This is a genomic window from Clostridiaceae bacterium HFYG-1003 (assembly GCA_024579835.1).
In the GTDB taxonomy this organism is placed as follows: Bacteria; Bacillota; Clostridia; order Clostridiales; family Clostridiaceae; genus JG1575.
Genome location: CP102060.1, coordinates 1844273 through 1867261, shown reverse-complemented (window position 1 = coordinate 1867261; position 22989 = coordinate 1844273). Strand labels below are relative to the sequence as shown.

Genomic DNA, 22989 nt, shown 5'->3' with positions numbered 1-22989 from the left:
CACATCACCAGGATCATCTTGTCAGAGCCCAGAGCCCAGCGAGAGAGAGCTTCAGAGAGCCAGAGGGATGGAGAGCCAGATAGCCTGAGAGCTGGAGATTCGTAGAGTCCAAGAGAAAACTGAATGCAGGAGGAAGGAAAGCGAGGCTCCATCCATTGACGGAGCCTCGCTGGCAGTGTTTCGGGTAAGAGATTGTCGGCAGGAGATAGACTGGCTAATCGGCTCATCTGGCTGTTGTTTAATCTTCTATTTCGGCAAACTGATCAGTCAGGGAGTTGAGCAGATCCTGTTTGGTCTGCCAGAGTCTTTGTGACAGGTCAACATAATATCCATGTGGATTTTCGAAGCGCTTGATTTCATCCCAGAATTTATCAAGTTCCTGTTTGGAATAGGCGGCGATTTCCTGAACTGTCGGACTTTGGTAGACCTGTTTTCCGTTCAGAAAGATGGGTACCTGCAATTCTTTGGCATAAAAATTGCGCAGGGTTTTCTTTTTCCAGGTGAAAATTGGATCAAAAATGGTATAGGGCTGGGATTCATCGATGATCTCATCGCTGTGGCAGATGACATCGGCGATGGCCCGATCGTCCTTGCGGGCAAAGAGGCGGTAAATTTTCTTGAAGCCGGGAGTGGTAATCTTTTCCTCATTTTCAGACAGCTTGATTTTTGGAATCGGATGGCCTGCTTTATCATCAACTGCCACCAGTTTGTACACTCCGCCGAATACAGGCTCCGACCGTGCGGTAATGAGACGTTCACCGACACCGAAGGAGTCAATTTTCGCCCCTTGAGAGAGGACGTCCCGAATAATGAATTCATCCAGAGAGTTGGACACGAGGATTTTGCAGTCTTCATATCCCGCTTCATCCAGCATCCGCCGGGCTTCATTGGATAGGTAGGTGATATCTCCGGAATCGATCCGGATTCCTTTGGGACGGAAGCCCTGGGGCACTATGATTTCATTGAAAACACGAATCGCGTTGGGAATTCCGGACTTCAAGGTATTGTATGTATCCACCAGCAACGTGCAGGAATCGGGATAGGTTTTGGCGTAGGCCGCGAAGGCATCATATTCCGTGTCATACATCTGAACCCAGGAATGAGCCATTGTGCCAAGGACCGGAACGTCAAACATCATACCTGCCATGGTGTTGGAGGTTCCGACACATCCTGCGATGACGGCTGCCCGGGCACCGTAAGTGGCTCCATCATAGCCCTGCGCCCGGCGGGATCCGAATTCCAGAATTGCCCGGCCATCAGCAGCGCGAACGATTCGGCTTGATTTGGTGGCGATCAGTGTCTGATGGTTGATGGTCAAGAGGATCATGGTTTCCAGCAGCTGTGCTTCCAGGATCGGTCCCCGGACGGTGATAAGCGGTTCATTGGGAAATACAGGGGTGCCTTCCGGGATTGCGTAGATGTCACAGGTGAATTTGAAGTTTCTCAAGAAGTCGATAAATTCGGGCTTAAAGTGGTTTAAGCTCTCCAGGTATTCAATATCGTGGGTGGAGAAGCCTAGTTCGGAAATATACTCCAGCAGCTGATGCACTCCAGCCATGATGACATAGCCGCCCTCATCCGGAATGCGTCGGAAATACATATCAAAATATGCAACCTTATCTTCCATTCCATTGTCCAGATAGCCGTTTCCCATGGTCAGTTCATAAAAGTCTGTCAGCATGGTCAGATTTCTCGGATCACGCACATTAAAGGCAGGTTTCTTTCTCATAGTGTCCCTTCCAGTTATTGAATGAATTTTTACTGATTAAGAATAATATAGCTCAATTAAGGCATCAAGGCAAAGCGACATGGTTTTATCCTCGTTGAGCCAGGGAAAGCGGTGACCTTGCTGTCCAATCGGGAGGGGAGAAGAAACAATGCAGCTGGATCAATTTCAGGAACAGGCGAGGCTCGATCGGGGAGATAAAGTGCTGCTGGTGGCACCTCCCGGTTCGGGCAAGACAACGGTTTTATTGGCGAAAATTGAATATCTGGTGGAGGAGTGTCAGGTCGAGCCAGACAGGATTCTTGTGCTCACGTTCTCCCGCTCGGCGAGTGAAAATATGAAAGATCGGTACCATCGGCAGCGCAAGGCTGGGGGACCTGCCTTCGGGACGATCCATGCTCTGGCCTATCGCGAGATTCGAAGTCGAAAAGGGGGGATCGAGCTGATCAGTCCGGCTCAGGCGATCTTTTCACTCCATCAGGTTCGAAGGCAGTATTTTCTGTCGCTCCAGGAAAGCACCGACTGCCTGTCTGACATTTCACGGGAGCGGGCCACGGGGCACTTTGATCCGTCGATTCCGGAACGATTCCGACAGCAGGTGCGGGAGGCTTACGGCAATTATAAGGCAGAACGGAAATTACGTGACTTTGATGACCTGGAAGAGGAATTTTTAGAAATGCTCGAAGATGAAATGTATCGCATTACAATGCAGCACCGCTACGACTGGATCATGGTGGATGAGTTTCAGGATCTGAACCGGGTGCAGCTGAGGATTTTGAAAATCCTGTCAAAGGACTGTCATCTGTTTTGTGTAGGGGACGAGGATCAATGCATTTACGCCTTCCGGGGATCGGATACCGCTGCTATGGTGAATTTCGCCCGGGAGTTCGATGGCGGGCAAATTCTATACCTGCAGTACAATTACCGATCCAGCGCGACGATTGTGCGCCATGCCAATCAGGTGATCGCCTGCAATCAAGCACGTTATCCCAAGGTCATCGATAATTTTCGACAGGATGAATCAAGCATCCGAATCCGATCCTTTTCCAGCGACAGCGCATCCACCCGGTTTTTAATTTCGCATTTATACAAGCTCGGGTCCAGACGAACGGCGGCTCTGATCTTTCGGACAAACTCGGAGCTGGAGGAGACAGCCCATCAGCTGCTCCGCGAGAAGCTTCGGTTCAGCTGTCTGGATCATCCGCCCAATCGCTATGATCGGCGGCTCCTGCGGAATCTGATTGATTTCCTGACCTATTCACAAAATGCGATATCCTGTAAGGTTATGTTTTTCCGACTTCTGGCAACCCTGCCCCTGCACCTGTCTCCTGAAGTGATTACGCGCTGCGTCAACAGTGAGCGATGGTCCGAACAAGATTTGCTCAATGATCAGATCTTTGACCTCACACCTGACCAGCGGCAGGGACTGGATCGCCTGTTCAAGGGATTTCGAAAACTTCGAACCATGGAGCCTGGGACGGCTATTCGCTATATTCTGTATGTCATGGGTTACAGCCAATGGATCCGGCGTATGGCTCAGGGGACCGGTGCCATCCTGCAGGATCTGATTCGCGAAGCGGAGGACTTCGCCGCGGAAGCAGCATACTTTGGTTCGGTGCCGGATTTTCTCGAATTTATCCGGACGTGGGATGGAATCATGAGTGAAAAGGGAGCCGGTGAACGGATTCTGCTTTCCACCATGCATGGGGTGAAGGGGATGGAATTTGATGAGGTACTGCTGGTGAACGCAGTGGAAGGCAGCATCCCCCATGAAAAATCAATGGATGATCTCGAAGCGGAACGACGGCTGTTTTATGTCGCCATCACCCGGGCCATGCATGATCTGACAATTCTGGTACCGGCCTCCCGTCAGGGCCGGGCTGTCGAGCCATCACGTTTTCTGAAGGAACTGGGTCTGCCAATTGAGGATGAGAGCCCCGTCACTGCAAAGAATCAGGTCGGGGGAATCATTCGTATGATCAAGCAGAAGATCCGGTTGTGAAGATTTCAAGATGAATAGTCTCAGCATAGGGCCTGAATCATAAGGTTAACTGGATCAGGGAAGATTAACCGCCTGATGCGCAACTGAGGAATAGACCAGGCCGTTCAAAGGGCGTGTTTCAGCCGGAAGGATTCAGGTTCGTGAACGGAGTCTGATGAAAGATCCCGGCTCTGAAAGGCGAGATCGATCCAGGGCTGATGTGTTTCACCAAGAGTGAGTAAGGATGGAAGCGGATGCGACGCTGGTACTCAATTGTTACGCCTTCCCTGAGGATTTCTGTTATAATCAAGTGATGCGGAATCAATTGAAACAATAATAAAAGTCATGGATCCCGGCAACTCAGCTGAGTCCCCGGAATCCCATAAAGGAAAGCAATATGATCATTAAAATTGGGCCGAATGAGGCCGGACAGAGTGTTGAAAAATACGTTAAGAAACTGATGCGGGATGTTCCGCTTTCGGCGATCCACAAAGCCCTGCGCAAGGGCGATGTGAGGCTGAACGGGGCAAAGGCCAAAGACAAGGATCGGCTCTCGGAGGGCGATGAACTCGAGATTCGCTACCTGGAATCCCGTAAGGCGGTGGAAAAGAAGACGTTCATGGATGCCAATGTAGATTTCAAGGTGGTTTTTGAAGACCAGAACATCCTGATGGTCGAAAAATGGCCGGGCGTGGTGGTTCATCCGGATGGGTCAGAACAACCCAGTCTGACGGATCATGTCCTGAGCTATCTGGCAGAAAAGGGAGCCTGGGATCCGGCTGTGGAAACAACGTATTCCCCCTCTCCGGTCAACCGGCTGGATCGGAATACATCAGGCATTGTGATTTTCGGGAAAAATGCTCAGGCGACGCGGAGCCTGGCGGCCATTCTGAAAGACGGCGGACTGCGCAAGGACTATGTGGCCATCGTCAAAGGACGGATTCCGGACGGCCGTAAGGAGGCTTTCATCTCCAAGGACGCTGACCGCAATGTCTCCAGAATCTATGAGGAAGCGGGAACAGACCGTCTGCCCATCGTCATGGAAACCAGGACAATGGAGTCCAACGGCCTGTATTCGTTTGTCGAACTGAACCTGATTACCGGACGCTCCCATCAGCTGAGGGCTCATCTGTCACACATGGGAAATCCCATTGTCGGTGACCGCAAATATGGCTCAAAAGAAATCAACGCCTATTTTGACAACAAGTACGCCCTGAAATTTCAGTATCTTTATGCCTATAAAGTGACCTTCCTGCAGACCGACGATTTTCTGTCCTACCTTCAGGGCAAAGTCATTACCGTCAAGCTGCCGCCCTTATTCCGCCACATCAAGAGCGACGTGTTCCGCGTGGAAATTTAGTTAGTTAATATGAGAATCAAAGAGGAATCGACGTCAAAAAGTTTTATGATCCTGACGGTGGCCACCTTTCTGACGAAAATCATGTCATTGATTTACGTCCCGCTGCTGCTGAACATTATTCAGGCAGAAGCCCATGGGGTCTATACCACCGCCTATGAATTCTTTGCTTTCGCCTATGTCATTACCAATGAAGGCATCACCAAGGGCATTGCCAAGATGGTGAGTGACCGCATGGCTCGCCAGGATGTGGCAGCTGCCCATAAAGTATTTCGGATCTCCCGGACCATCCTGCTGGCTCTGGGAGTGGTGGTGTCCGTGATCTTCTTTCTGGCGGCCGGCAGCCTGGCTCAAATCTCAGGTGCCCCCACCAGTGTCAATTCGCTCCGCATCCTGGCGCCGGCAATCGCCGTGACCTCAGCCACCAGTGCATATCGGGGCTATTTCCAGGGACGGAGACTGCTTTCCATGAAGGCCGTCAGTCAGATCTGGGAACAGGCCGTCAATGTGGTGGTCTCTCTGGTTCTGGCTCTTGTTCTGATTCGCTTTGGAATTCAGTACGGTGTAGCCGGCGCGGCTTCCGGAACGCTGTTCGGGGCTCTGGTGGCGGCAGCCTATCTTGCCTGGCAGTATCGCCGTACCTCTGCGGAAGAACCCGGAGGCAGAAGCAAGGACGGAACTGAACGCAGAATTCTGCGGGAACTGATGGCTTATACCATCCCTTTGGCCATCGGTACGGCGGCCACCCAGTTTGGGCATATCATTGACCTGGTCAATGTCAAGACCCGACTGCTGGTGTCGGGCCTGGATGTGGCCGGAGCCAATGTAACCTATTCGTTTCTCTCCAGCTATAAGACCATCATTGCGGTCCCGCTGACCATCCTGGTCGCATTGACCACTTCTTTGTTTCCGTCCCTTGCCAGAGCCTCAAGCCTCGGGGACTATGAGGAAGTCCGGCGCAAATACCGGATGGCCCTGAAGATAAATTATCTCCTGGCCTTTCCGTCTGCGATCGGGCTGTACGCAGTCTCGGGGCCGGCCAACATTGCGATGTTTGACGGGGAACCGGTCCGTGGACTACTGATCGCCATGGGATCTTTTGTCGTCATTCTGCAGGGGATTACCCTGATGCAGACGGTGCTGCTTCAGGCCTTGGGACTCCATCGCAAGTCCCTGGTGCCCCTGCTCATCGGCATTGCGGTCAAAATTATCGCCAACTACTTCCTGGTGGCCCTGCCGGAGCTGCGTGGCCAGGGAGCCATCATTTCCAGTTATCTGCAGGGGATTGTAACCCTGGGTCTGAATGAATATCTGATTCATCAGAACCTCAAACTGTCCATTAATCAGGTGCGGATTGCCCGTCGACCGCTGCTGGCCTCCCTCATTATGGGAGGAGCACTGATCCTGCTCCAGCAGGTTCTCCCGGATGTCGCCGGTCGAAGTGCCAATGGCATTCAGCTGATTCTTCTGATGGGCGTTGGCATCGCAGCCTACTCGGTGGCTCTGCTGCTTCTTGGCGGCATCACCAGAGCTGATCTCAATGCCATCCGTCCCGGGCTGGCCAACAAAGTTCCCAGCTCGATTCAGCGCTTCCTTCGGGTACAGGAGTAACCGAATCGCTCCAGGATCCGCTCCCCGTATGAAGATAGCGTAACAAAAGTGTGATATTTTCGCCTAAGTGATAATTATTCTTAATGAAAAGGTATAATTAACTCAAGGTTCATCCAATGGCCTGTTAACCAAAGCTAAAATGGAAGTGAAAACCATGGAAAATATCGTCAGCAAGATTGATTCGTCCTACCGCCATCGAGCGGGTAAACTGGAAAAATCATTTGGCCGGGTTGCCACTCTGGTGATGAAGGGGGCCAATCCCTTCAAAAAATTTGCCTTTAAAACTTCCTGTCTGATGCATCGCTATATCAACATCAAATCGGTCCATATCCTGGAAAATGAAGGGTACTATGAGGCAGCCGATTTTTACCGTGATCACATACGATTCCTGAATGAAGGCGCGACCTGGATCGACCAGGATTTCAAGAGCATCAATCATTTTTATCACCATGAAATGAAAAAGGGTCTGTATGGATTTTCAGATGCGTTGACAGAAGCTACCAAATACCGGGACAAAATGATGTATTATGCCAGACGGGCTAATCTGACCCGGGCGCTGTTCTATACCGGAGTGATCTGCCACTTGAGTCAGGATATGACGGTTCCGCAGCACATCAACAATAAGCTGCTGGAATCGCATCATGACTATGAAGTCTGGATCCTGGCACATTCCTGGGATACCATCGATTTTACGGTCCGGCATGGCATTGTTCGGTATCCCCGTTTTGAAATGTACATCTCCGAAAACGCGAAACAGGCCAATGCCATCTATGAAGAAGCGAAAAATATTGCGAACCAGGAAGAAGCTTTCCGTTTCATGGCGGAACGCCTGATCGCCCTGGCTCAGCGAACCACCGCGGGATTGCTGCTGGATTTCTATGAAGCCTGGTTTTCCACTTTGAAAGAAGCGGAACACGACAAGCGGATAGAAGTTCGCAACCTGAAAAAAGAATACTCGATTGAGCCGGATTAGTCGGAAGATTACTCCTGGCACTGCCAGTAGTTTGCGTAAGCCGACTGCCAGTCACAAAGCTCCCTGCTTCCCGATCAGGCAAAATCCTGAACGGCAGCAGGGAGCTTTGTGTCAGTCTGAGTAAAAGTGCTCAACCGCGGGACGATCCGGTTCGCTTACAGCTCCAGCTTAAATAATCATTGGCTTTTCAAAAAAGTGTTGGTAAAAAAAGAGTTACCAGGTGAGAATCGGTCGTAATCAGGATGATTGGTGTTGTTTTGGAGCTGATTGCAGCTGATTGCAGCTGATTGCAGCTGATTGCAGCTGATTGCTTTTGAACATACGAGAAAAAATAGCGTAAATCAGCAATCATCGGAATGCTATCCAAAGGCGTTATGAATTGCTCAATGAATGAGAAGATCAGCCCTGAAACATAGAGGGGAATACCGTTTACGATATAAGGAAATATCAAAATGTGTTATGATGGTAGTATTGAAGGTGACAAAAAATGCGTGTTTTACTGACTGCCCTGGATTCAAAGTTTATTCATTCGAACCTGGCATTGCGCTATCTCAATAAAATAGCAGAACAATCATCCTGGGATGTAGTTTTCCATGAAAGGACCATTAATGACGATGTGGATCTGATTCTGAGCGAATTGATTCAATTTCATCCGGATTTACTGGTTTTTTCCTGTTATATCTGGAATATCGAATACGTCCGACAGCTGAGCGAGGCAGTTCGAATGGTGCTTCCCCAAACCATGATTCTATGCGGAGGCCCTGAGGTAGCATATGACGCCGAAAACTTCCTGCAGGAAGTTCCGGCTGACGGAGTGATGGTCGGCGAAGGGGAAGTGATCTTCCCGGAGGTTCTGAATGCTTTGGAAGCCTCGCACCATCAGAATTCAGATCATTTCCTGACAGAGTCGCTGCGGGAGATTCCGGGACTGATGCTTCGCTTGGACGATGGATCGATCCGTCTCACGGCGCCGGCCAGACTGGCCGACATGAGTGAGGTGCCCTTCCCCTATGATAAGGAGGATCTGGGACGCCTGGAACACCGCATTGTGTACTATGAGGGTCAGCGGGGCTGTCCGTACGGCTGTACCTACTGCCTTTCATCCATCGACCGTACTCTGAGGCATAAGCCCGTGGAGATGGTCAAGAGGGAACTGGGCGTTCTGATGGATGCAAAGGTCCCGCTGGTCAAGCTGGTGGATCGTACCTTCAATATCAAAGAAGACTGGGCCTTCGACATTTTATCCTTTTTGCTGAGTGAATCCATCCAGCGGGGAGGACATACGTCCTTCCACTTTGAAGTAGGAGCGGCCACCTTATCCGATCGTTTGATTCAAACGCTGAATCAGGCACCGCCTGGTTTGTTTCAGATTGAGGCGGGCATTCAGACCACCGATCCCTGGGTTCTTCGGCTGATCAATCGGCGGGATGACCCGGTTCAGCTCAGAGATGCACTGAACAGGATCATTGAGGCAGGTAATGTCCACGTACATACCGATCTCATCGCCGGTCTGCCGGGAGATACACTGGAGACGTTCCGGAACAGTTTCAATGACTGCATCAAGATGCGGCCCCAGATGCTTCAGGTGGGATTTTTAAAGGTACTGAAGGGAACTCCGCTCTGGCACAGCGCATCCCAGTATGACATTCGATTTCGCCCCTGGCCGCCCTACGAGGTACTGGGAACAGACCGGATGAGCTATGAGGATCTTCGAATTATCAAACTGATTGAACAGGTCACGGATAAATATTACAATTCGGGAAAATTTGCCTGTTGTATGAAATATTTGTTAAGTATTTTCGATGAACCGTGGGAATTGTTCATAATTATAGCTGAATTATTATTGAAATACCAAAAGCGCATCAGCGCTGTTTCATTTGAAGATTACTACAGAGCTTTGAATGATTTAAGGGAGACTTTAACCCCCGAGCAATCGGCTGTATTAGCGGATCTCCTGCGATTTGACTACATTCTGGGCAACCGAAAAGGCAATTTCCCTGAATGGCTGAAAAGTCAAAAATATAACAGTTCTCGCGGACGCATATTATTCAGTGATAAAGACAACTTCCAGTTGAAAGGAAGCGTCGAGGGGTTTAGAATCAAAGTGTTACGTTTTTGGCAAAGTGGCGAAATCATTGCGGGCGAGTCATTAATCTTTTACTCGCTGGCATATCCTGACCTGATCGAGGTCAGGCATATATCAGGCACTGATTACACTCCTGCATAAAGATGCATTACGATTTTGAGAAAGGAGAGATTCCTTGTTCAAAATAAACAAGTGTTGTGAAACTGTACTATTTTAACGATAAAGGCGGTGAGATATTGGCAAGGGAAGCGATTGAAAAGATCAAGCTGGCAGAAGATGAAGCCAGCCGGCTGGTTTCAGAAGCCCAGATGAAATCCAGGGAGCTTTTGAAAGAAGCAGAAGCCCAGGTGAAGCTCAATGATGCAAACATCATGGAAGAAGCCCGGCGGTTAGCAGAAGAAATCAAGAGCAAAGCAAAACTGGACGCGGAACATTCGGTTCAAAGTGTGTTGGAAGAAGGAAAGGCATCCGTGAACGCCATTCTGAGCATCGAGGATGCTCAGGTGGAAAAAGCAGCATCTGCCATACTGGAGAGGATTGTGAAGTCAAATGGCAATCGTTAACATGACCAAATTCAGCCTCTTCACATTCGACAAGGAGCAGGACGCCCTCCTCAAGGAACTTCAGAAATTCAACTATGTTCATTTTCTGAAACCGGAGGAAGTCGAGACTGACGCGAATGGGGAGCAGGAGGGAGCAAAAACCGGAAAAGTCCCGGAAAAGGTCGTTGCAGTTAACGAGCAGGTAGAAAAGGTCAAATACGCCTTAAAGCTCCTGTTCAATTACGACGAGCGGCCAGGGGGACTCAAAGGGCTCAGGGAGGGAAATCCCACCATTGGGTTCGACCAGTTGGAGTCAACGGTAAAAGCCAGCGGCTGGGAAGCGACCTATGACGCTGTCCGACAAATCTCCGACCGGTTGGATGAATTGAAACTGAAGGAAACCAAGATGAGAAGCGAACTGGAGGAAGTGACCAGCTGGACTCAGCTCGACATTTCACCCAAGCGCATCGAAGCAGTCAGATCAGCCCGGACGCTGCTGGGTGCCATCCCTCGCAAGATGGAAGAAGGCATGCGCCAGGAGCTGAACAAACTAAAGTACACCTATGTTGAAAAAGTCGGCGAATCAAAAGCTGATTTTTACTATCTGATCATCACACACCCTCTGGAAGAGGAAGCGGTGGCGGAGATCCTGCGTCAGGCAGCATTCTCCCAACACAAGCTTGATTACGATGAAGAACCCCTGAAGCGCAAACAGCGCCTCAACAAGGAAATCATCGAACTCAAAGCCAGAGAGCACGAAACCAGGGATGAGCTCCGGGCGTACGGCCAGGATATCCCGAAACTGGAAATGGCCTATGAGTATCTGGAGAACAAGCGCCTGAGGGTCATGGCCAATGAGAATTTCATCAACACCGAAACGATGAATGCCATGGAAGGCTACATCCCGACAGAAAAGGCGAAGGAATTCGAGGAAGCAATCCACCGGGCAGTCAAAGACCGCTATCACCTGAGCGCTGAACCAGCGGACAGGGAGGATGAGACGGTTCCGATCATCCTGAAGAACAACAAGTTTGCGAGTGCTTTCTCCAACATCACCCAGATGTACTCCATGCCGCAGTACAACGAAATTGACCCAACCCCGCTGCTGGCTCCTTTCTACATGTTCTTCTTCGGAATGATGCTGGCAGATGCAGGCTACGGCCTGATTCTGCTGATCGGCAGCAGCCTGGCTTTGAAGTACCTGAACCTGAGCAAGAGCATGCGGAATTTCGTTCAGTTCTTCTTCTACCTGTCCATCCCCACGATCTTCTGGGGTGTGATCTACGGTTCGTACTTCTCGCTGGACATCCCGGTGCCAAAGCTTTTGGATACGAACAAGGACTTCCAGCTGATGCTCATCATCTCGATCATTTTCGGACTGGTCCATCTGTTCTTCGGCCTGGCGATCAAAGCCTACATGCTGCTTCGTGACGGCAAGAAGAAAGATATGGTTTATGATGTAGTGTTCTGGTATATGGCCTTAACCGGAATGATTCTTCTGCTCCTGGCAGGTCCGGCCAAATTGCCATCCATCGTCGGAACGGTTGCCCTATGGGTGATGGTAATCGGCATGGCAGGCATTGTCCTGTTTGCGGCGCGTGATGCAGCCGGATGGGGTGGACGAATTGCCGGCGGACTGTATTCGCTGTATGGAATCTCTTCCTGGGTCGGTGACTTCGTGTCCTACTCCCGTCTGATGGCCCTTGGCCTCTCCGGCGCCTTCATTGGCATGGCGTTTAATATGATCGCCGGAATGATAGGCAGTGCCTGGTATTTATTGCCGTTTGCGGCTCTCATATTCCTGGTTGGGCACGGCTTTAACCTCTTCCTGTCGGCATTGGGCGCTTATGTTCATTCCCTGCGTCTGATCTACGTTGAATTCTTCGGAAAGTTCTATTCCGGAGGAGGTAAGGCATTTAAGAAACTGAAACGGGATCCCAAGTACATTAATTATTCTGACGTGGAAAGCTACGACTAACGGTTCGTTTGGAAACCCGGCAACGGTGTGCCTTAGGACCGGATCCCGAATCCCTGAACGGCAGGGATTTCGACGGATGATCAACTCAAGCAAAAAAATATTTCATAAATCATTCAAACTTGGAGGTTTGTAAACAATGAAATTCTTTGACTTTTTAAACGCTAACGGGGGAATGTTGTTCGCTGCGCTGGGAGCTGCTTTTGCAGTTATTTTCTCAGGCTATGGCTCTGCCAAAGGTGTTGGTCTGGTTGGACAGGCTGCGGCCGGTGTCATCGCTGAGGAACCTGAAAAATTCGGTAAAGCCCTGATCCTTCAGCTGCTGCCCGGTACCCAGGGACTGTATGGCTTCGTTATCGGACTGTTCATTCTTCTGCGGATCCCGGAAGTCACCAATCTGCAGATGGGTATGTACCTGTTTGTAGCCGCACTTCCGATTGCCTTTGTTGGATGGCTGTCTGCCATTGAGCAGGGAAAAACATCTGCCGCCGGTATCGGAATCCTCGCCAAAAACGGAGAACAATCAACCAAGGGTGTTATCTTCGCGGTTATGGTCGAAACCTACGCGTTGTTATCCTTCATTACCTCCATCATGTTATTGTTCGCCGCTTAACAGGGGGCATACATGGCAAACTTAGAGCAATTGACAGAGCAGATTCTGCAGGATGCCAGAGGCAAAGCGGAGGGAATCCTCCAGGAAGCCAAAGTGCAGGCCGAAACCAGGATCAACCAGGCTCTGAAAGAATCACAGGCCAGAAAGGAACACTTCCTGGTCCGGGCAAAGAACGAAGCTGACCTGATGGCGGAACGGATTATCTCCGGTACCAACCTTCGCATCCGGGATGAAAAGCTGGGGGCGAAAGGTCAGGTCATCGACAAGGTCATGGCCAGTGTAAAGGAACGGTTAAAAACCCTGTCTGCTGATGAAGTCAGCGGATTCATCAAGAACAGCCTGACCGGCCGCACGTTTGCGCCACAGGAAAGGCTGCTGGTGCCTGAGGGACTTCAGGATGCAGTGAAAGCTGCCCTGGGCAATGTCCGGGTTGAAGGCATGAAGGACCTGTCTGGCTACATCATCGATCGAAACGGCGTCATGGAGAATCACTCCTTTGAAACGACTCTGGATTACATGAAAGAGGATCTGGAGGCTCAGGCAGCACAAATTCTCTTTGAAGGATAGGGGGTGAGCACCTTGGACAGAATGGAATATACCCAAGCTGTCGCGACCATGCGGGTGTACGAGAAACGCCTTCTGGATTCAGTGAAAATTGAGCGCATGGCAGATGCCGCTTCGGCGGATGAAGTCATGAAGATCCTCCAGGAGACGGAATACAGTCGATCCATGGGCGCCAACAAGCAGCCGGAGGATTTCGAAGCCGTCCTGACCACTGAACTGGAACGGGTGTATCAGGAGATCTACCGAATGGCAAAGGATCAGGAGCTCATTGCGCTGCTGGCACTGAAGTATGATTACCAGAATTTGAAGATGCTGCTCAAGTCCAGCGTGCTGGAAGGGGAAGCAAACCTCCTGCTGCAGGACATGGGAACGATCCCGGCGAACGAGCTGCGGTCCGATGTGGAATCCGAAAATCTGGGCGAATACAGCCCGCATATTCAGGAAGCAGTTCGCCTGGCCATGGAGGATTTCGGCAAGAACCGGGATCCCCAGCGCATCGACATGCTGGTGGACCGGAAATATTTTGAACATTTGAACAGCCTGGTATCCGGCAAGAGGGATGTCGACCTGATCCGGGATTATGTCTCCTATCAGACGGACATGTACAATCTGCTGGCGCTGATGCGGGCAAAGAAACAGGACAAGGAACCTGCGTTCCTGGAAGACCTGTTCGCCCAGGGCGGCGCGATTCCGGTTTCGGATCTGAAAGACAGTTATCTGGAATCGGTTGACAACATCGCCCGGAAGTTCAGAAATTATCCCATCGGACCGGCCTTGAAGAAGGGGCTGGATGCTTACCAGGCCACAGGTCGGCTCGGGGAGATGGAACGACAGATGGAAAACGGAATGATGAGCATCGTCAAGCCGTCCAAACGCGTCATTTTCGGACCGGAACCGCTGTTTGCCTATGTGGTGGCAAAAGAGCGGGAAAACAAGCTTCTGCGGATCATCATGGTTTCCAAGCTCAACAACATTCCCCCGGACAGGATCCGAGAAAGGTTGCGTGATATTTATGTATAAAGTGGCAGTAGTAGGAGATAAGGACTCCATCCTGGCCTTCAAGGCTCTGGGTGTGGACGTATTTCCGGTACTGGAAGCCGAAGAGGCCCGCCGGACCATTGATACCCTGGCCAGGGATAAATATGGCGTCATTTTCATCACGGAACAGGCAGCCGCAAGGATTCCTGATACCATTGACCGGTACAATAAGATCCTGACGCCGGCCGTCATCCTGATTCCATCCAATCAGGGTACGTTAAATATCGGAATACAGCGCATCAGCGACAATGTTGAGAAAGCCGTGGGATCTAATATTCTTTAAAGGAGAGCACAAGATTGAAAGTTGGAAAAATAATCAAAGTATCCGGTCCCCTGGTTGTTGCTGAGGGAATGGATGAGGCCAATGTGTATGACGTCGTGCAGGTTTCTGAACAGAAACTGATCGGCGAAATCATAGAAATGCGTAATGACCGCGCATCGATCCAGGTCTATGAAGAAACCGCCGGCATCGGACCGGGAGAGCCCGTTTATACGACCTCCGAACCCCTGTCGGTCGAACTCGGACCCGGCCTGATCGAAGCCATGTTTGACGGAATTCAGCGTCCATTGTCTGAGTTCCGTGAAAAAGCCGGCGACCTCCTGGTTAAAGGCGTGGAACTGCCCCCTCTGAACCGGCACAAGCAGTGGGACTTTGTTCCCGAGAAGCAAGTCGGGGATCAGGTCCTGGGCGGGGATATCCTGGGTTCGGTTCAGGAAACAACCATCGTCTCTCATAAGATTATGGTTCCTCCCCATCTGAACGGCACGATTAAAGCAATTCACGGTGGTCTGCATACGGTGACCGATGTCATCTGCGTGCTGGATACCGAAGACGGCGAAAAAGAAATCATGATGCTGCAGAAATGGCCCGTACGGCGCGGCCGTCCGGTCAAGCAGAAGCTGAATCCGGAAGAACCGCTTCTGACCGGCCAGCGTGTCATCGATACCTTCTTCCCGGTCGCCAAAGGCGGTACCGCCGCTGTCCCCGGACCGTTCGGCTCGGGCAAGACGGTCGTACAGCATCAGCTGGCTAAGTGGGCTGACGCAGAAATCGTTGTTTATGTAGGCTGCGGCGAGCGCGGTAACGAGATGACCGACGTTCTGATGGAATTCCCGGAACTGATTGACCCGAAAACCGGAGAATCCCTGATGAAGCGGACCGTGCTGATCGCCAACACCTCCAACATGCCGGTGGCCGCCCGTGAAGCGTCCATCTATACCGGAATCACCATCGCGGAGTATTTCCGCGACATGGGCTACTCTGTGGCCATCATGGCCGACTCGACATCCCGCTGGGCAGAAGCCCTTCGTGAAATGTCCGGACGGTTGGAAGAAATGCCCGGTGATGAAGGCTATCCCGCCTACCTGGGATCCCGTGCCGCTGAATTCTATGAGCGTTCCGGCAAGGCTGTCCTGCTGGGTACGGAAGATCGGATCGGTACATTGACCGTTATCGGTGCCGTATCGCCTCCCGGCGGAGATATCTCTGAGCCGGTTTCACAGGCAACCCTGCGAATCGTTAAAGTATTCTGGGGCCTGGATGCGAACCTGGCTTACCGGCGTCACTTCCCGGCAATCAACTGGCTGAACTCCTATTCACTCTACCAGAGCAAGGTGGATGGCTGGATGAATGCCAACATTGACCAGGATTTTGCCAAGAATCGTGTCACCGCCATGACCCTTCTTCAGGATGAGAATCAGCTGAATGAAATTGTCCGTCTGGTTGGTAAGGACACTCTGTCCGAAGCCGATCAGCTCAAGCTCGAAGCTGCCAAGTCCATTCGGGAAGACTATCTGCAGCAGAACGCGTTCCATGAAGTGGACACGTACTCCTCCAGAGAAAAGCAGAACAAGATGCTGAAACTGGTTCTGGCCTTCTTCGATGAAGGAAAGCGCGGACTGGCCAACGGCATCTATCTCAAGGAAATTGAGAAAATGCCGATTCGCGACCGGATTTCCCGTGCGAAGTATCTGAAGGAAGAGGAAATTGAAAAAATCGACCTGATCCGTGAAGATTTGGTCAAAGCCATGGATGCCATGATTGAGAAAGGGGGATTAGGCGATGCTTAAAGAATACATGACGGTACGCGAAGTCGTCGGGCCCCTGATGGTGGTCGACGGCGTCGAAGGCGTAAAATACGACGAACTGGTTGAAATTGAGCTGGTTTCCGGTGAAATGAGACGAGGCAAGGTTCTGGAAGTCAATGGCGACAAGGCCATGGTTCAGCTCTTTGAATCCTCCGCCGGTATCAACCTGCCTACCTCCCGGGTTCGTTTCCTCGGCAAGCCGCTGATGCTGGGCGTGTCGGAAGACATGATCGGCCGCGTCTTTGACGGAATGGGAACCCCCAAGGATAAAGGTCCCCGCATCATCCCGGAAAAGCGGATGGACATCAATGGTATTCCAATCAACCCGGTGGCCCGGGACTACCCGTCCGAGTTCATTCAGACCGGCATCTCAGCCATTGACGGACTGAACACCCTGGTCCGCGGACAGAAGCTGCCGATCTTCTCCGGTTCCGGTCTGCCCCATGCCGACCTGGCCGCGCAGATTGCCCGGCAGGCCCGCGTGCTGGGCTCCGGTGAGAAGTTCGCCGTTGTCTTTGCCGCCATGGGTATTACCTTTGAAGAGGCACAGTTCTTCATTGATGACTTTACGCGCACCGGATCCATCGACCGGGCCGTCCTGTTCATGAATCTGGCCGATGACCCCGCCATTGAGCGTATTTCCACCCCGCGTATGGCTCTGACCTGCGCTGAGTATCTGGCTTATGAAAAAGACATGCAGGTTCTCGTCATCATGACGGATATGACCAACTACTGTGAGGCTCTGCGTGAAACCTCGGCAGCCCGTAAGGAAGTTCCCGGACGCCGCGGCTACCCCGGATACCTCTATACCGACCTTTCCACAATCTACGAGCGGGCTGGCCGAATCAAGGGACGTAAGGGTTCCATTACCCAGATTCCGATCCTGTCCATGCCGGAAGATGACAAGACCCATCCGATTCCTGACCTGACCGGCTATATCACGGAAGGACAGATCATCCTTTCCCGTGAACTGTACAAAAGAGGCCTGGAACCACCCATCGACGTACTGCCGTCCCTGTCCCGTCTGAAGGACAAGGGAATTGGCCGGGGTAAAACCCGGGAAGATCACGCAGATACGATGAACCAGTTGTTTGCAGCCTATGCCACCGGTAAGGAAGCCAAGGAACTGGCCGTTATTCTGGGTGAATCCGCACTGTCCGATACCGACAAGGCCTTTGCCCGCTTTGCCGAACAGTTCGAAGCCCGCTATGTTTCCCAGGGCTACGAGCGCAACCGGACCATTGAGGAAACCCTCAATCTGGGCTGGGAACTTCTCCGGCTTCTGCCGAAAACTGAACTCAAGCGTATTCGCGATGAGTATCTGGAAAAATATCTCGAGAACGAGGACATCAAAGGAGCTGACTAACCATGGCGAAGCTCAATGTCAATCCGACCAGAATGGAGCTCACCAAGCTCAAGGCCCGGCTCAAGACCGCTGTCCGCGGACATAAGCTACTCAAGGACAAGCAGGATGAGCTGATGCGGAAATTCATTGAAATGATTCGGAAAAACCAGAAGCTCAGAGTTTCTGTCGAAAAGCAGCTGGAAGCCGGATTCAAGGGTTTTCTTCTGGCCCGCGCCATGATGAGTGACCAGACCCTGGAGGAAGCGCTGATGTATCCCACGGAGAAAATTTCTCTGGAGATAACTAAGCGCAACATCATGTCCGTTAATGTACCTGAGATGAAATTCATCCGGGATTCGGAAGGGGGATCCATTCACCCTTACGGATTCAATGACACCTCGGCGGATCTGGATGATGCCATCGAAACGCTTCATGACATCATGCCGCAGCTGCTGAAGCTGGCTGAAGTCGAAAAAGCCTGCATGCTCATGGCGGATGAAATCGAACGAACCCGACGTCGGGTAAACGCCCTGGAATATATGACAATCCCTGATCTTCAGGAAACCATTCGCTTCATTCGGATGAAACTGGATGAAAACGAACGGGCCTCCATTACCCGGCTGATGAAAGTCAAAGCCATGATGGAAGCCAAGGAAGCCGCGGGACAATAAAGGATTCCAAGACAGAAGCAGAGTGACAAAATCACTCTGCTTCTGTTTTTGCTTTTATTAGCCTGTTTTCATGTTTGATTAATTGCCCAGTTCAACGTAGTAGGAATGGATATAAGCCGTTTTGCCATCAAACTCAATTTGATGCCAGTTCTCATTAAAGTATGCTTTCACGATTGTTACCTGGTCACTCTGGTTGAGCTGACCCAGGACCATGGCACTGATCGAGGGCTCAAACCGTACATTGACTTTGGCAGCATTGATGATCAGGCCCGTATTCTTGGGAGCCGGTTCCGGCCCGGTGGGGGGCTGGGGCGATGAAGGTTCGGGAATGCTGGGCGGAGTGACCGGTTCTTCAATGGTCAGATATTGCGCGTAAACGTAGGCTTCTCCGTCATTAAACTCAACTTTATGCCAGGCGTCATCAATGTTCTGTTCCAGAACCACAAGGCGGTCATTCTTTTTGGCAGAACCGGCAATGGGAGCTGTCAGGGATGGTTCCTGACGGATGTTGATCGAATCACCCGTAACAATACCATAGATTGTCTGATCCACAGGGGGGACAGACGGTTGTTCGGCCGGAACTTCTTTCACTTGCAGGAAGTCGGCGGAAATATAGGCCGGACTCCCATTAAATTCAATCTTGAACCATTTGCCGTCCGGTTCCCGTTCCAGGAGTTTGAATTCCTGATCGGTTTCTGCGGTTCCCGCCAGTTCACCATTGGCGCTGGCCTGTTTCCTGATATTCACCCGCTCTCCGGTGACGATACCGACATAGATCGGCGAAGGCTCCGGTGTGGCCGGGTTCTCAACCGTAACTTTCCGGACGGTCAGAAAATCCTTGTGGATGAAGGCGGATTTACCTTCGTAATCAATCCGGTGCCAGGAGTCATTGTAGAATTCATCCAGGACTGGAACCTCCTGCCCGGCGCTGACTGTACCAACGGTGTCGCTCTGAGTGGTTGCCTGACTGCGTACATTCACCTGATCCCCATTGACTACAATTCCTACCAGGCTGGTGGAAGGAGCGGCCGGTGTTGTTGCCGGAGTGGTCTGGACCGGCTTGGTTACGGGTAGCGCCATTGTTTGTGGAACCGTCAGAGTCTGGGTAATTTTTGGCGAGGACAGCTGCAGACAGCTCGTCAGGACAAGGGGCATGAAAAGAATCAATGCCGAACCCGCCATCAGACGCATGAAGTTCCGTCTATTCGCAGGAACGGCCGTTCCATCGAACTGACTCATTGGTTTCTCTGGTCGTATCCTTTGTTTCATGATTGCCTCCGTCGCTGTTTATTCAATTAATTATAACAAAAATTGTTGTACAAACATCACTGTTGAAAAGAATTTATAGTTCAAATAACTTTTCTTGCCGGATCAGAACGGATTTCCAATGGACGAATGAATAAAAACGAATCAAATCAAGGATTTTCCTCACAATGCGCAAAGGAGATAAACGCCAGATCGCATTCTCCAGGTCAACCGTGATCCCTCCATATCCAAAAGATTAGAGACTACGAAAATTGAACCTGTGAGGAAACCAGGATCTCATCATCCGGACAGGATCAGGAAACGAACAATCCGCTATGGGGAAACTGGGCTGAAACCCGAGATAAAACCATTGCAACAATGTCACCCGCAGCTTCTTTTATCGCCTGTATAATTTATATTTATCACTATAACTGCTGTATAATCAGAATAGATGACCTTAGATGACCTTAGATGACAAAGTTCATTTTACTCCATTACTCCTTTTGTCTCAGGAGGAACTTGGAAAGAAACTGCTGACTGAAACCTACAATTCAGGTTGCGACGTTATCAAGGCCATCAAAGCCATCAGAGCGATCAAAGCGATCAAGCCATCAACGCGATCAGAGTCCTCAGAACGATCTGAGTTGTCAGACCCATTAGAGCTGTCAGAATGATCAGAGCTGCCGAAAAGGAGATCAACATGAATTCGACAAAGGAACATCCCAGAAGCCAGCTAACCCTGGCAATGATATTATTTGGTACCATTGGACTGTTTGTGCGACAGATCCCGCTCCCATCGAGTCTCATCGCCCTGGTGCGAGGACTGACCGGCTCAGTGTTTTTGCTGATTTTTCTGAAAGTGACCGGGCGAAATGTGTCCTGGAAGCAGATCAGGCGAAACCGCTGGATATTACTCCTTTCGGGGGCTGCCATCGGCATCAACTGGATTCTGCTGTTTGAATCATATCGCTATACGACAGTAGCGGCTGCTACGCTCAGTTACTATATGGCGCCGGTGTTTGTGATTCTACTGTCCAGCCTGGTGCTGGGCGAACGACTGACACTGAGCAAACTGATCTGTGTGGGTCTGACTTTGTGCGGAATGATTTTAGTCTCTGGCGTGATGCGGCAAAGAAGCGGAGGGACGGCCGATTTCCAGGGGATTCTACTGGGCCTGGGGGCGGCAGTGTTCTATGCAACCGTGATTCTGTTGAATCAGAAACTGATTGATATATCAGCCTATGACCGGACCCTGGTTCAACTGACCGTGGCAGCTCTGATTTTACTGCCTTATACTTTGGCTGCCGGTCCCATGACCGGTCACCGGCTCACCTTGAGTGAGACTGGATTCCTGTTGACGGTAGGGATCCTTCATACGGGGATTGCTTATGTCCTGTACTTTGGATCCATGAAGTTATTATCGGCACAGACCGTTGCGATCTATAGTTATCTGGACCCGGTGGTCGCCATCCTTTTGTCCCGCTTTGTTCTGAACGAACAGCTCACGGAAGAAATGGTTGTCGGTGCAGTACTCATCCTGGGTGCAACCCTGCTGTTTGAGCTTCTCGACCGACGAAAACCAGATCCAGGCAATGCCGCGAGTCAGAATATATAATGTCCTGTGGATTCTTTGAATCAGGAGGAAACCGATATTTTTGTTGAGTTTGAAGAACAGTTCGAAGTGAAAAACAAGAAAGACCAGAACTCTGGTGATAGCGGAAAATATGGAAGGAATGAAAATGAATCTGAAACCGTCGAATAAAGCCGAGCAGACAGGAAAGGGCTTGAAGGAGCCTGAGAATAAAGCAGACCAGAAGATAAATCCGGGCAAGCGTCCAGCGGAGCCGCAGCGTAGTGCCGGCGCCATCGCTTTCTATCTGGTTCTGGGAGGCTGTCTGGGGCTGCTGGGGGGATGGATTGACTATGAACGGTTGCTGAATCTGCCGCTGCTTCCTGCCTTAGGCGGCTACTTTGTGCTGGTGGCAGCGGTGGTCCTGGCGTATCTGGTACTGATTCTTCTCCATGAGGTCGGACATTGCCTCCTGGGGCTTTTGACAGGCTACCGGCTGGTATCTTTTCGATTTCTCCATCTGACGCTGGCCAGGTACCCCGATGGCTTTCGGCTCAAATACTATTCGATTCCCGGGACAGCCGGCCAGTGTCTGATGGCTCCTCCGCCTTCCCGGGAAAACCGCTTTCCCTACCGGCTGTATCTGGCCGGAGGGGTGTTGATGAATCTGGTTCTGGGAGGAGTTCTGTTTCTTCTGGCTCAGTACGTCGGTTTGGATATTCCGCGGGGACGGTTTTTTCTGGTCACAGGCATTCTGTCGCTGTATATGGCACTGGAAAATGGAATCCCCATGAAACTAAGCGGCATCGGAAATGATGGTCACGATTTGATGCAGGCTGGCATAGGAGAGACTCATCGAAAAGTCATCTGGGATGTACTTAATCTGAATGCACGCCTGCAGCAGGGAACCCGGTTCCAGGATCTCCCCAGCCCCTGGCTGGACTATTCGGAGGCAGAACTTTTGCAAGGCATGGAGGACAAGGGTTTTCTCAGCCTGCTGAACTTCAGGGTGATGGATCGGATCGATCGGGAAGAATATTCGGCCGCGGCTTCCCTGATCGATTCAATCCTGAATCAGGGCGGACTGCTGCTCTACTATCAATATGAAATGCAGTGTGAACGGCTGTTTGTTCAACTGATGCTGGATCCAGTCCCGGAGACGGTGGATCCCTTCTATACCGGAGAGCTCAAAAACTATATCGACAGGACTCAGGGCCAGATGATTGGAAAACGGCGGCTGATGGCAGCCTATCATATGCTCTATACCAAGAATGAGGCGGAAGCGATGCGGCATCGCGCGGCATTTAAAGATCAATGCAAAAGGTATCCGATTCTCGGGGAAATCGAATGGGAGCGGCAGCTCCTGGATCGGATTCGAATCAAGGCGGAAGCAGATCAGGATACTGCTGCCCACCGGCCAATGCCAATCATTGAATGAACAGGTTTTAACAGTTGTTCTGATTGAAAATCAAACATAATATAACAGAAAAAAGGGAAAGCCAGACCAATCGTGAGGATTCGGTCTGGCTTTTCTGTCCATCCACCCTTGCGGGGGATGGCAGGATGAAGCGGATTAAGCTTGAAGGCTGATATAAATCTGCCTC

20 protein-coding genes are annotated in these 22989 nt (G+C 51.0%); 18 read left to right on the top strand and 2 right to left on the bottom strand.

Annotated features, from left to right (window positions below):
- Positions 1-238: 238 nt before the first annotated feature.
- A complete protein-coding gene (locus tag NQU17_08390) occupies positions 239-1729 on the bottom strand; it encodes a nicotinate phosphoribosyltransferase (protein UUM10702.1) in 1491 nt (496 codons plus the stop codon).
- Positions 1730-1877: 148 nt separating this feature from the next.
- Between NQU17_08390 and NQU17_08385 the strand changes: the two genes are divergently transcribed.
- From NQU17_08385 to NQU17_08320, 14 genes are all read left to right on the top strand, one after another.
- Positions 1878-3728 (top strand): ATP-dependent helicase, encoded by a 1851-nt coding sequence (locus NQU17_08385; GenBank protein UUM10701.1) that lies wholly within the window; start codon positions 1878-1880, stop codon positions 3726-3728.
- Between the two features lie 376 nt (positions 3729-4104).
- Complete coding sequence (locus NQU17_08380) at positions 4105-5067, top strand: RluA family pseudouridine synthase (protein ID UUM10700.1); 963 nt, start codon at positions 4105-4107, stop codon at positions 5065-5067.
- A gap of 45 nt (positions 5068-5112) precedes the next feature.
- Positions 5113-6675 carry a polysaccharide biosynthesis protein gene (locus NQU17_08375; protein UUM10699.1) on the top strand — a complete coding sequence of 521 codons (1563 nt, stop codon included), beginning with the start codon at positions 5113-5115 and terminating at the stop codon, positions 6673-6675.
- A 139-nt stretch (positions 6676-6814) separates the two neighbouring features.
- The gene (locus NQU17_08370) at positions 6815-7648 is read left to right on the top strand and encodes a zinc dependent phospholipase C family protein (protein ID UUM10698.1); all 834 of its coding nucleotides are present in this window, start codon (positions 6815-6817) and stop codon (positions 7646-7648) included.
- Between the two features lie 487 nt (positions 7649-8135).
- On the top strand, positions 8136-9875 hold the full coding sequence (locus NQU17_08365) for a B12-binding domain-containing radical SAM protein (GenBank protein UUM10697.1): 1740 nt from the start codon (positions 8136-8138) through the stop codon (positions 9873-9875).
- A gap of 95 nt (positions 9876-9970) precedes the next feature.
- The gene (locus NQU17_08360) at positions 9971-10297 is read left to right on the top strand and encodes a hypothetical protein (GenBank protein UUM10696.1); all 327 of its coding nucleotides are present in this window, start codon (positions 9971-9973) and stop codon (positions 10295-10297) included.
- On the top strand, positions 10284-12254 hold the full coding sequence (locus NQU17_08355) for a V-type ATP synthase subunit I (protein ID UUM10695.1): 1971 nt from the start codon (positions 10284-10286) through the stop codon (positions 12252-12254). The genes NQU17_08360 and NQU17_08355 overlap by 14 nt, the downstream gene beginning before the upstream one ends.
- 136 nt (positions 12255-12390) lie before the next feature.
- The gene (locus NQU17_08350) at positions 12391-12864 is read left to right on the top strand and encodes a V-type ATP synthase subunit K (protein UUM10694.1); all 474 of its coding nucleotides are present in this window, start codon (positions 12391-12393) and stop codon (positions 12862-12864) included.
- 12 nt (positions 12865-12876) lie between these two features.
- On the top strand, positions 12877-13431 hold the full coding sequence (locus tag NQU17_08345) for a V-type ATP synthase subunit E family protein (protein UUM10693.1): 555 nt from the start codon (positions 12877-12879) through the stop codon (positions 13429-13431).
- A 21-nt stretch (positions 13432-13452) separates the two neighbouring features.
- Positions 13453-14448, top strand: a complete 996-nt coding sequence (locus tag NQU17_08340) for a V-type ATP synthase subunit C (GenBank protein ID UUM13488.1) — start codon at positions 13453-13455, stop codon at positions 14446-14448.
- Positions 14441-14749 (top strand): V-type ATP synthase subunit F, encoded by a 309-nt coding sequence (locus NQU17_08335; GenBank protein ID UUM10692.1) that lies wholly within the window; start codon positions 14441-14443, stop codon positions 14747-14749. Before NQU17_08340 ends, NQU17_08335 begins: the two co-directional genes overlap by 8 nt.
- Positions 14750-14763: 14 nt before the next feature.
- The gene (locus tag NQU17_08330; GenBank protein UUM10691.1) at positions 14764-16536 is read left to right on the top strand and encodes a V-type ATP synthase subunit A; all 1773 of its coding nucleotides are present in this window, start codon (positions 14764-14766) and stop codon (positions 16534-16536) included.
- Positions 16529-17920 (top strand): V-type ATP synthase subunit B, encoded by a 1392-nt coding sequence (locus NQU17_08325; GenBank protein UUM10690.1) that lies wholly within the window; start codon positions 16529-16531, stop codon positions 17918-17920. The genes NQU17_08330 and NQU17_08325 overlap by 8 nt, the downstream gene beginning before the upstream one ends.
- 2 nt (positions 17921-17922) lie before the next feature.
- Complete coding sequence (locus NQU17_08320; GenBank protein ID UUM10689.1) at positions 17923-18570, top strand: V-type ATP synthase subunit D; 648 nt, start codon at positions 17923-17925, stop codon at positions 18568-18570.
- A 78-nt stretch (positions 18571-18648) separates the two neighbouring features.
- Here the strand turns inward: NQU17_08320 and NQU17_08315 are convergent, their stop codons facing one another.
- Entirely contained in the window at positions 18649-19839 is a 1191-nt protein-coding gene (locus tag NQU17_08315) for an SH3 domain-containing protein (GenBank protein ID UUM10688.1), read from the bottom strand.
- 437 nt (positions 19840-20276) lie between these two features.
- On the opposite strand from NQU17_08315, the gene NQU17_08310 reads away from it, so the two are divergent.
- From NQU17_08310 to NQU17_08295, 4 genes are read left to right on the top strand one after another with little or no spacing between them, the layout of a single operon-like run.
- A complete protein-coding gene (locus NQU17_08310) occupies positions 20277-20489 on the top strand; it encodes a hypothetical protein (protein UUM10687.1) in 213 nt (70 codons plus the stop codon).
- Between the two features lie 26 nt (positions 20490-20515).
- Positions 20516-21430: a DMT family transporter gene (locus NQU17_08305; protein UUM10686.1), complete on the top strand. Its 915-nt coding sequence runs from the start codon at positions 20516-20518 to the stop codon at positions 21428-21430.
- Positions 21431-21445: 15 nt separating this feature from the next.
- Positions 21446-21577, top strand: a complete 132-nt coding sequence (locus tag NQU17_08300) for a hypothetical protein (GenBank protein ID UUM10685.1) — start codon at positions 21446-21448, stop codon at positions 21575-21577.
- Positions 21555-22823 carry a hypothetical protein gene (locus tag NQU17_08295; GenBank protein ID UUM10684.1) on the top strand — a complete coding sequence of 423 codons (1269 nt, stop codon included), beginning with the start codon at positions 21555-21557 and terminating at the stop codon, positions 22821-22823. The genes NQU17_08300 and NQU17_08295 overlap by 23 nt, the downstream gene beginning before the upstream one ends.
- The last annotated feature ends 166 nt before the right edge of the window (positions 22824-22989 follow it).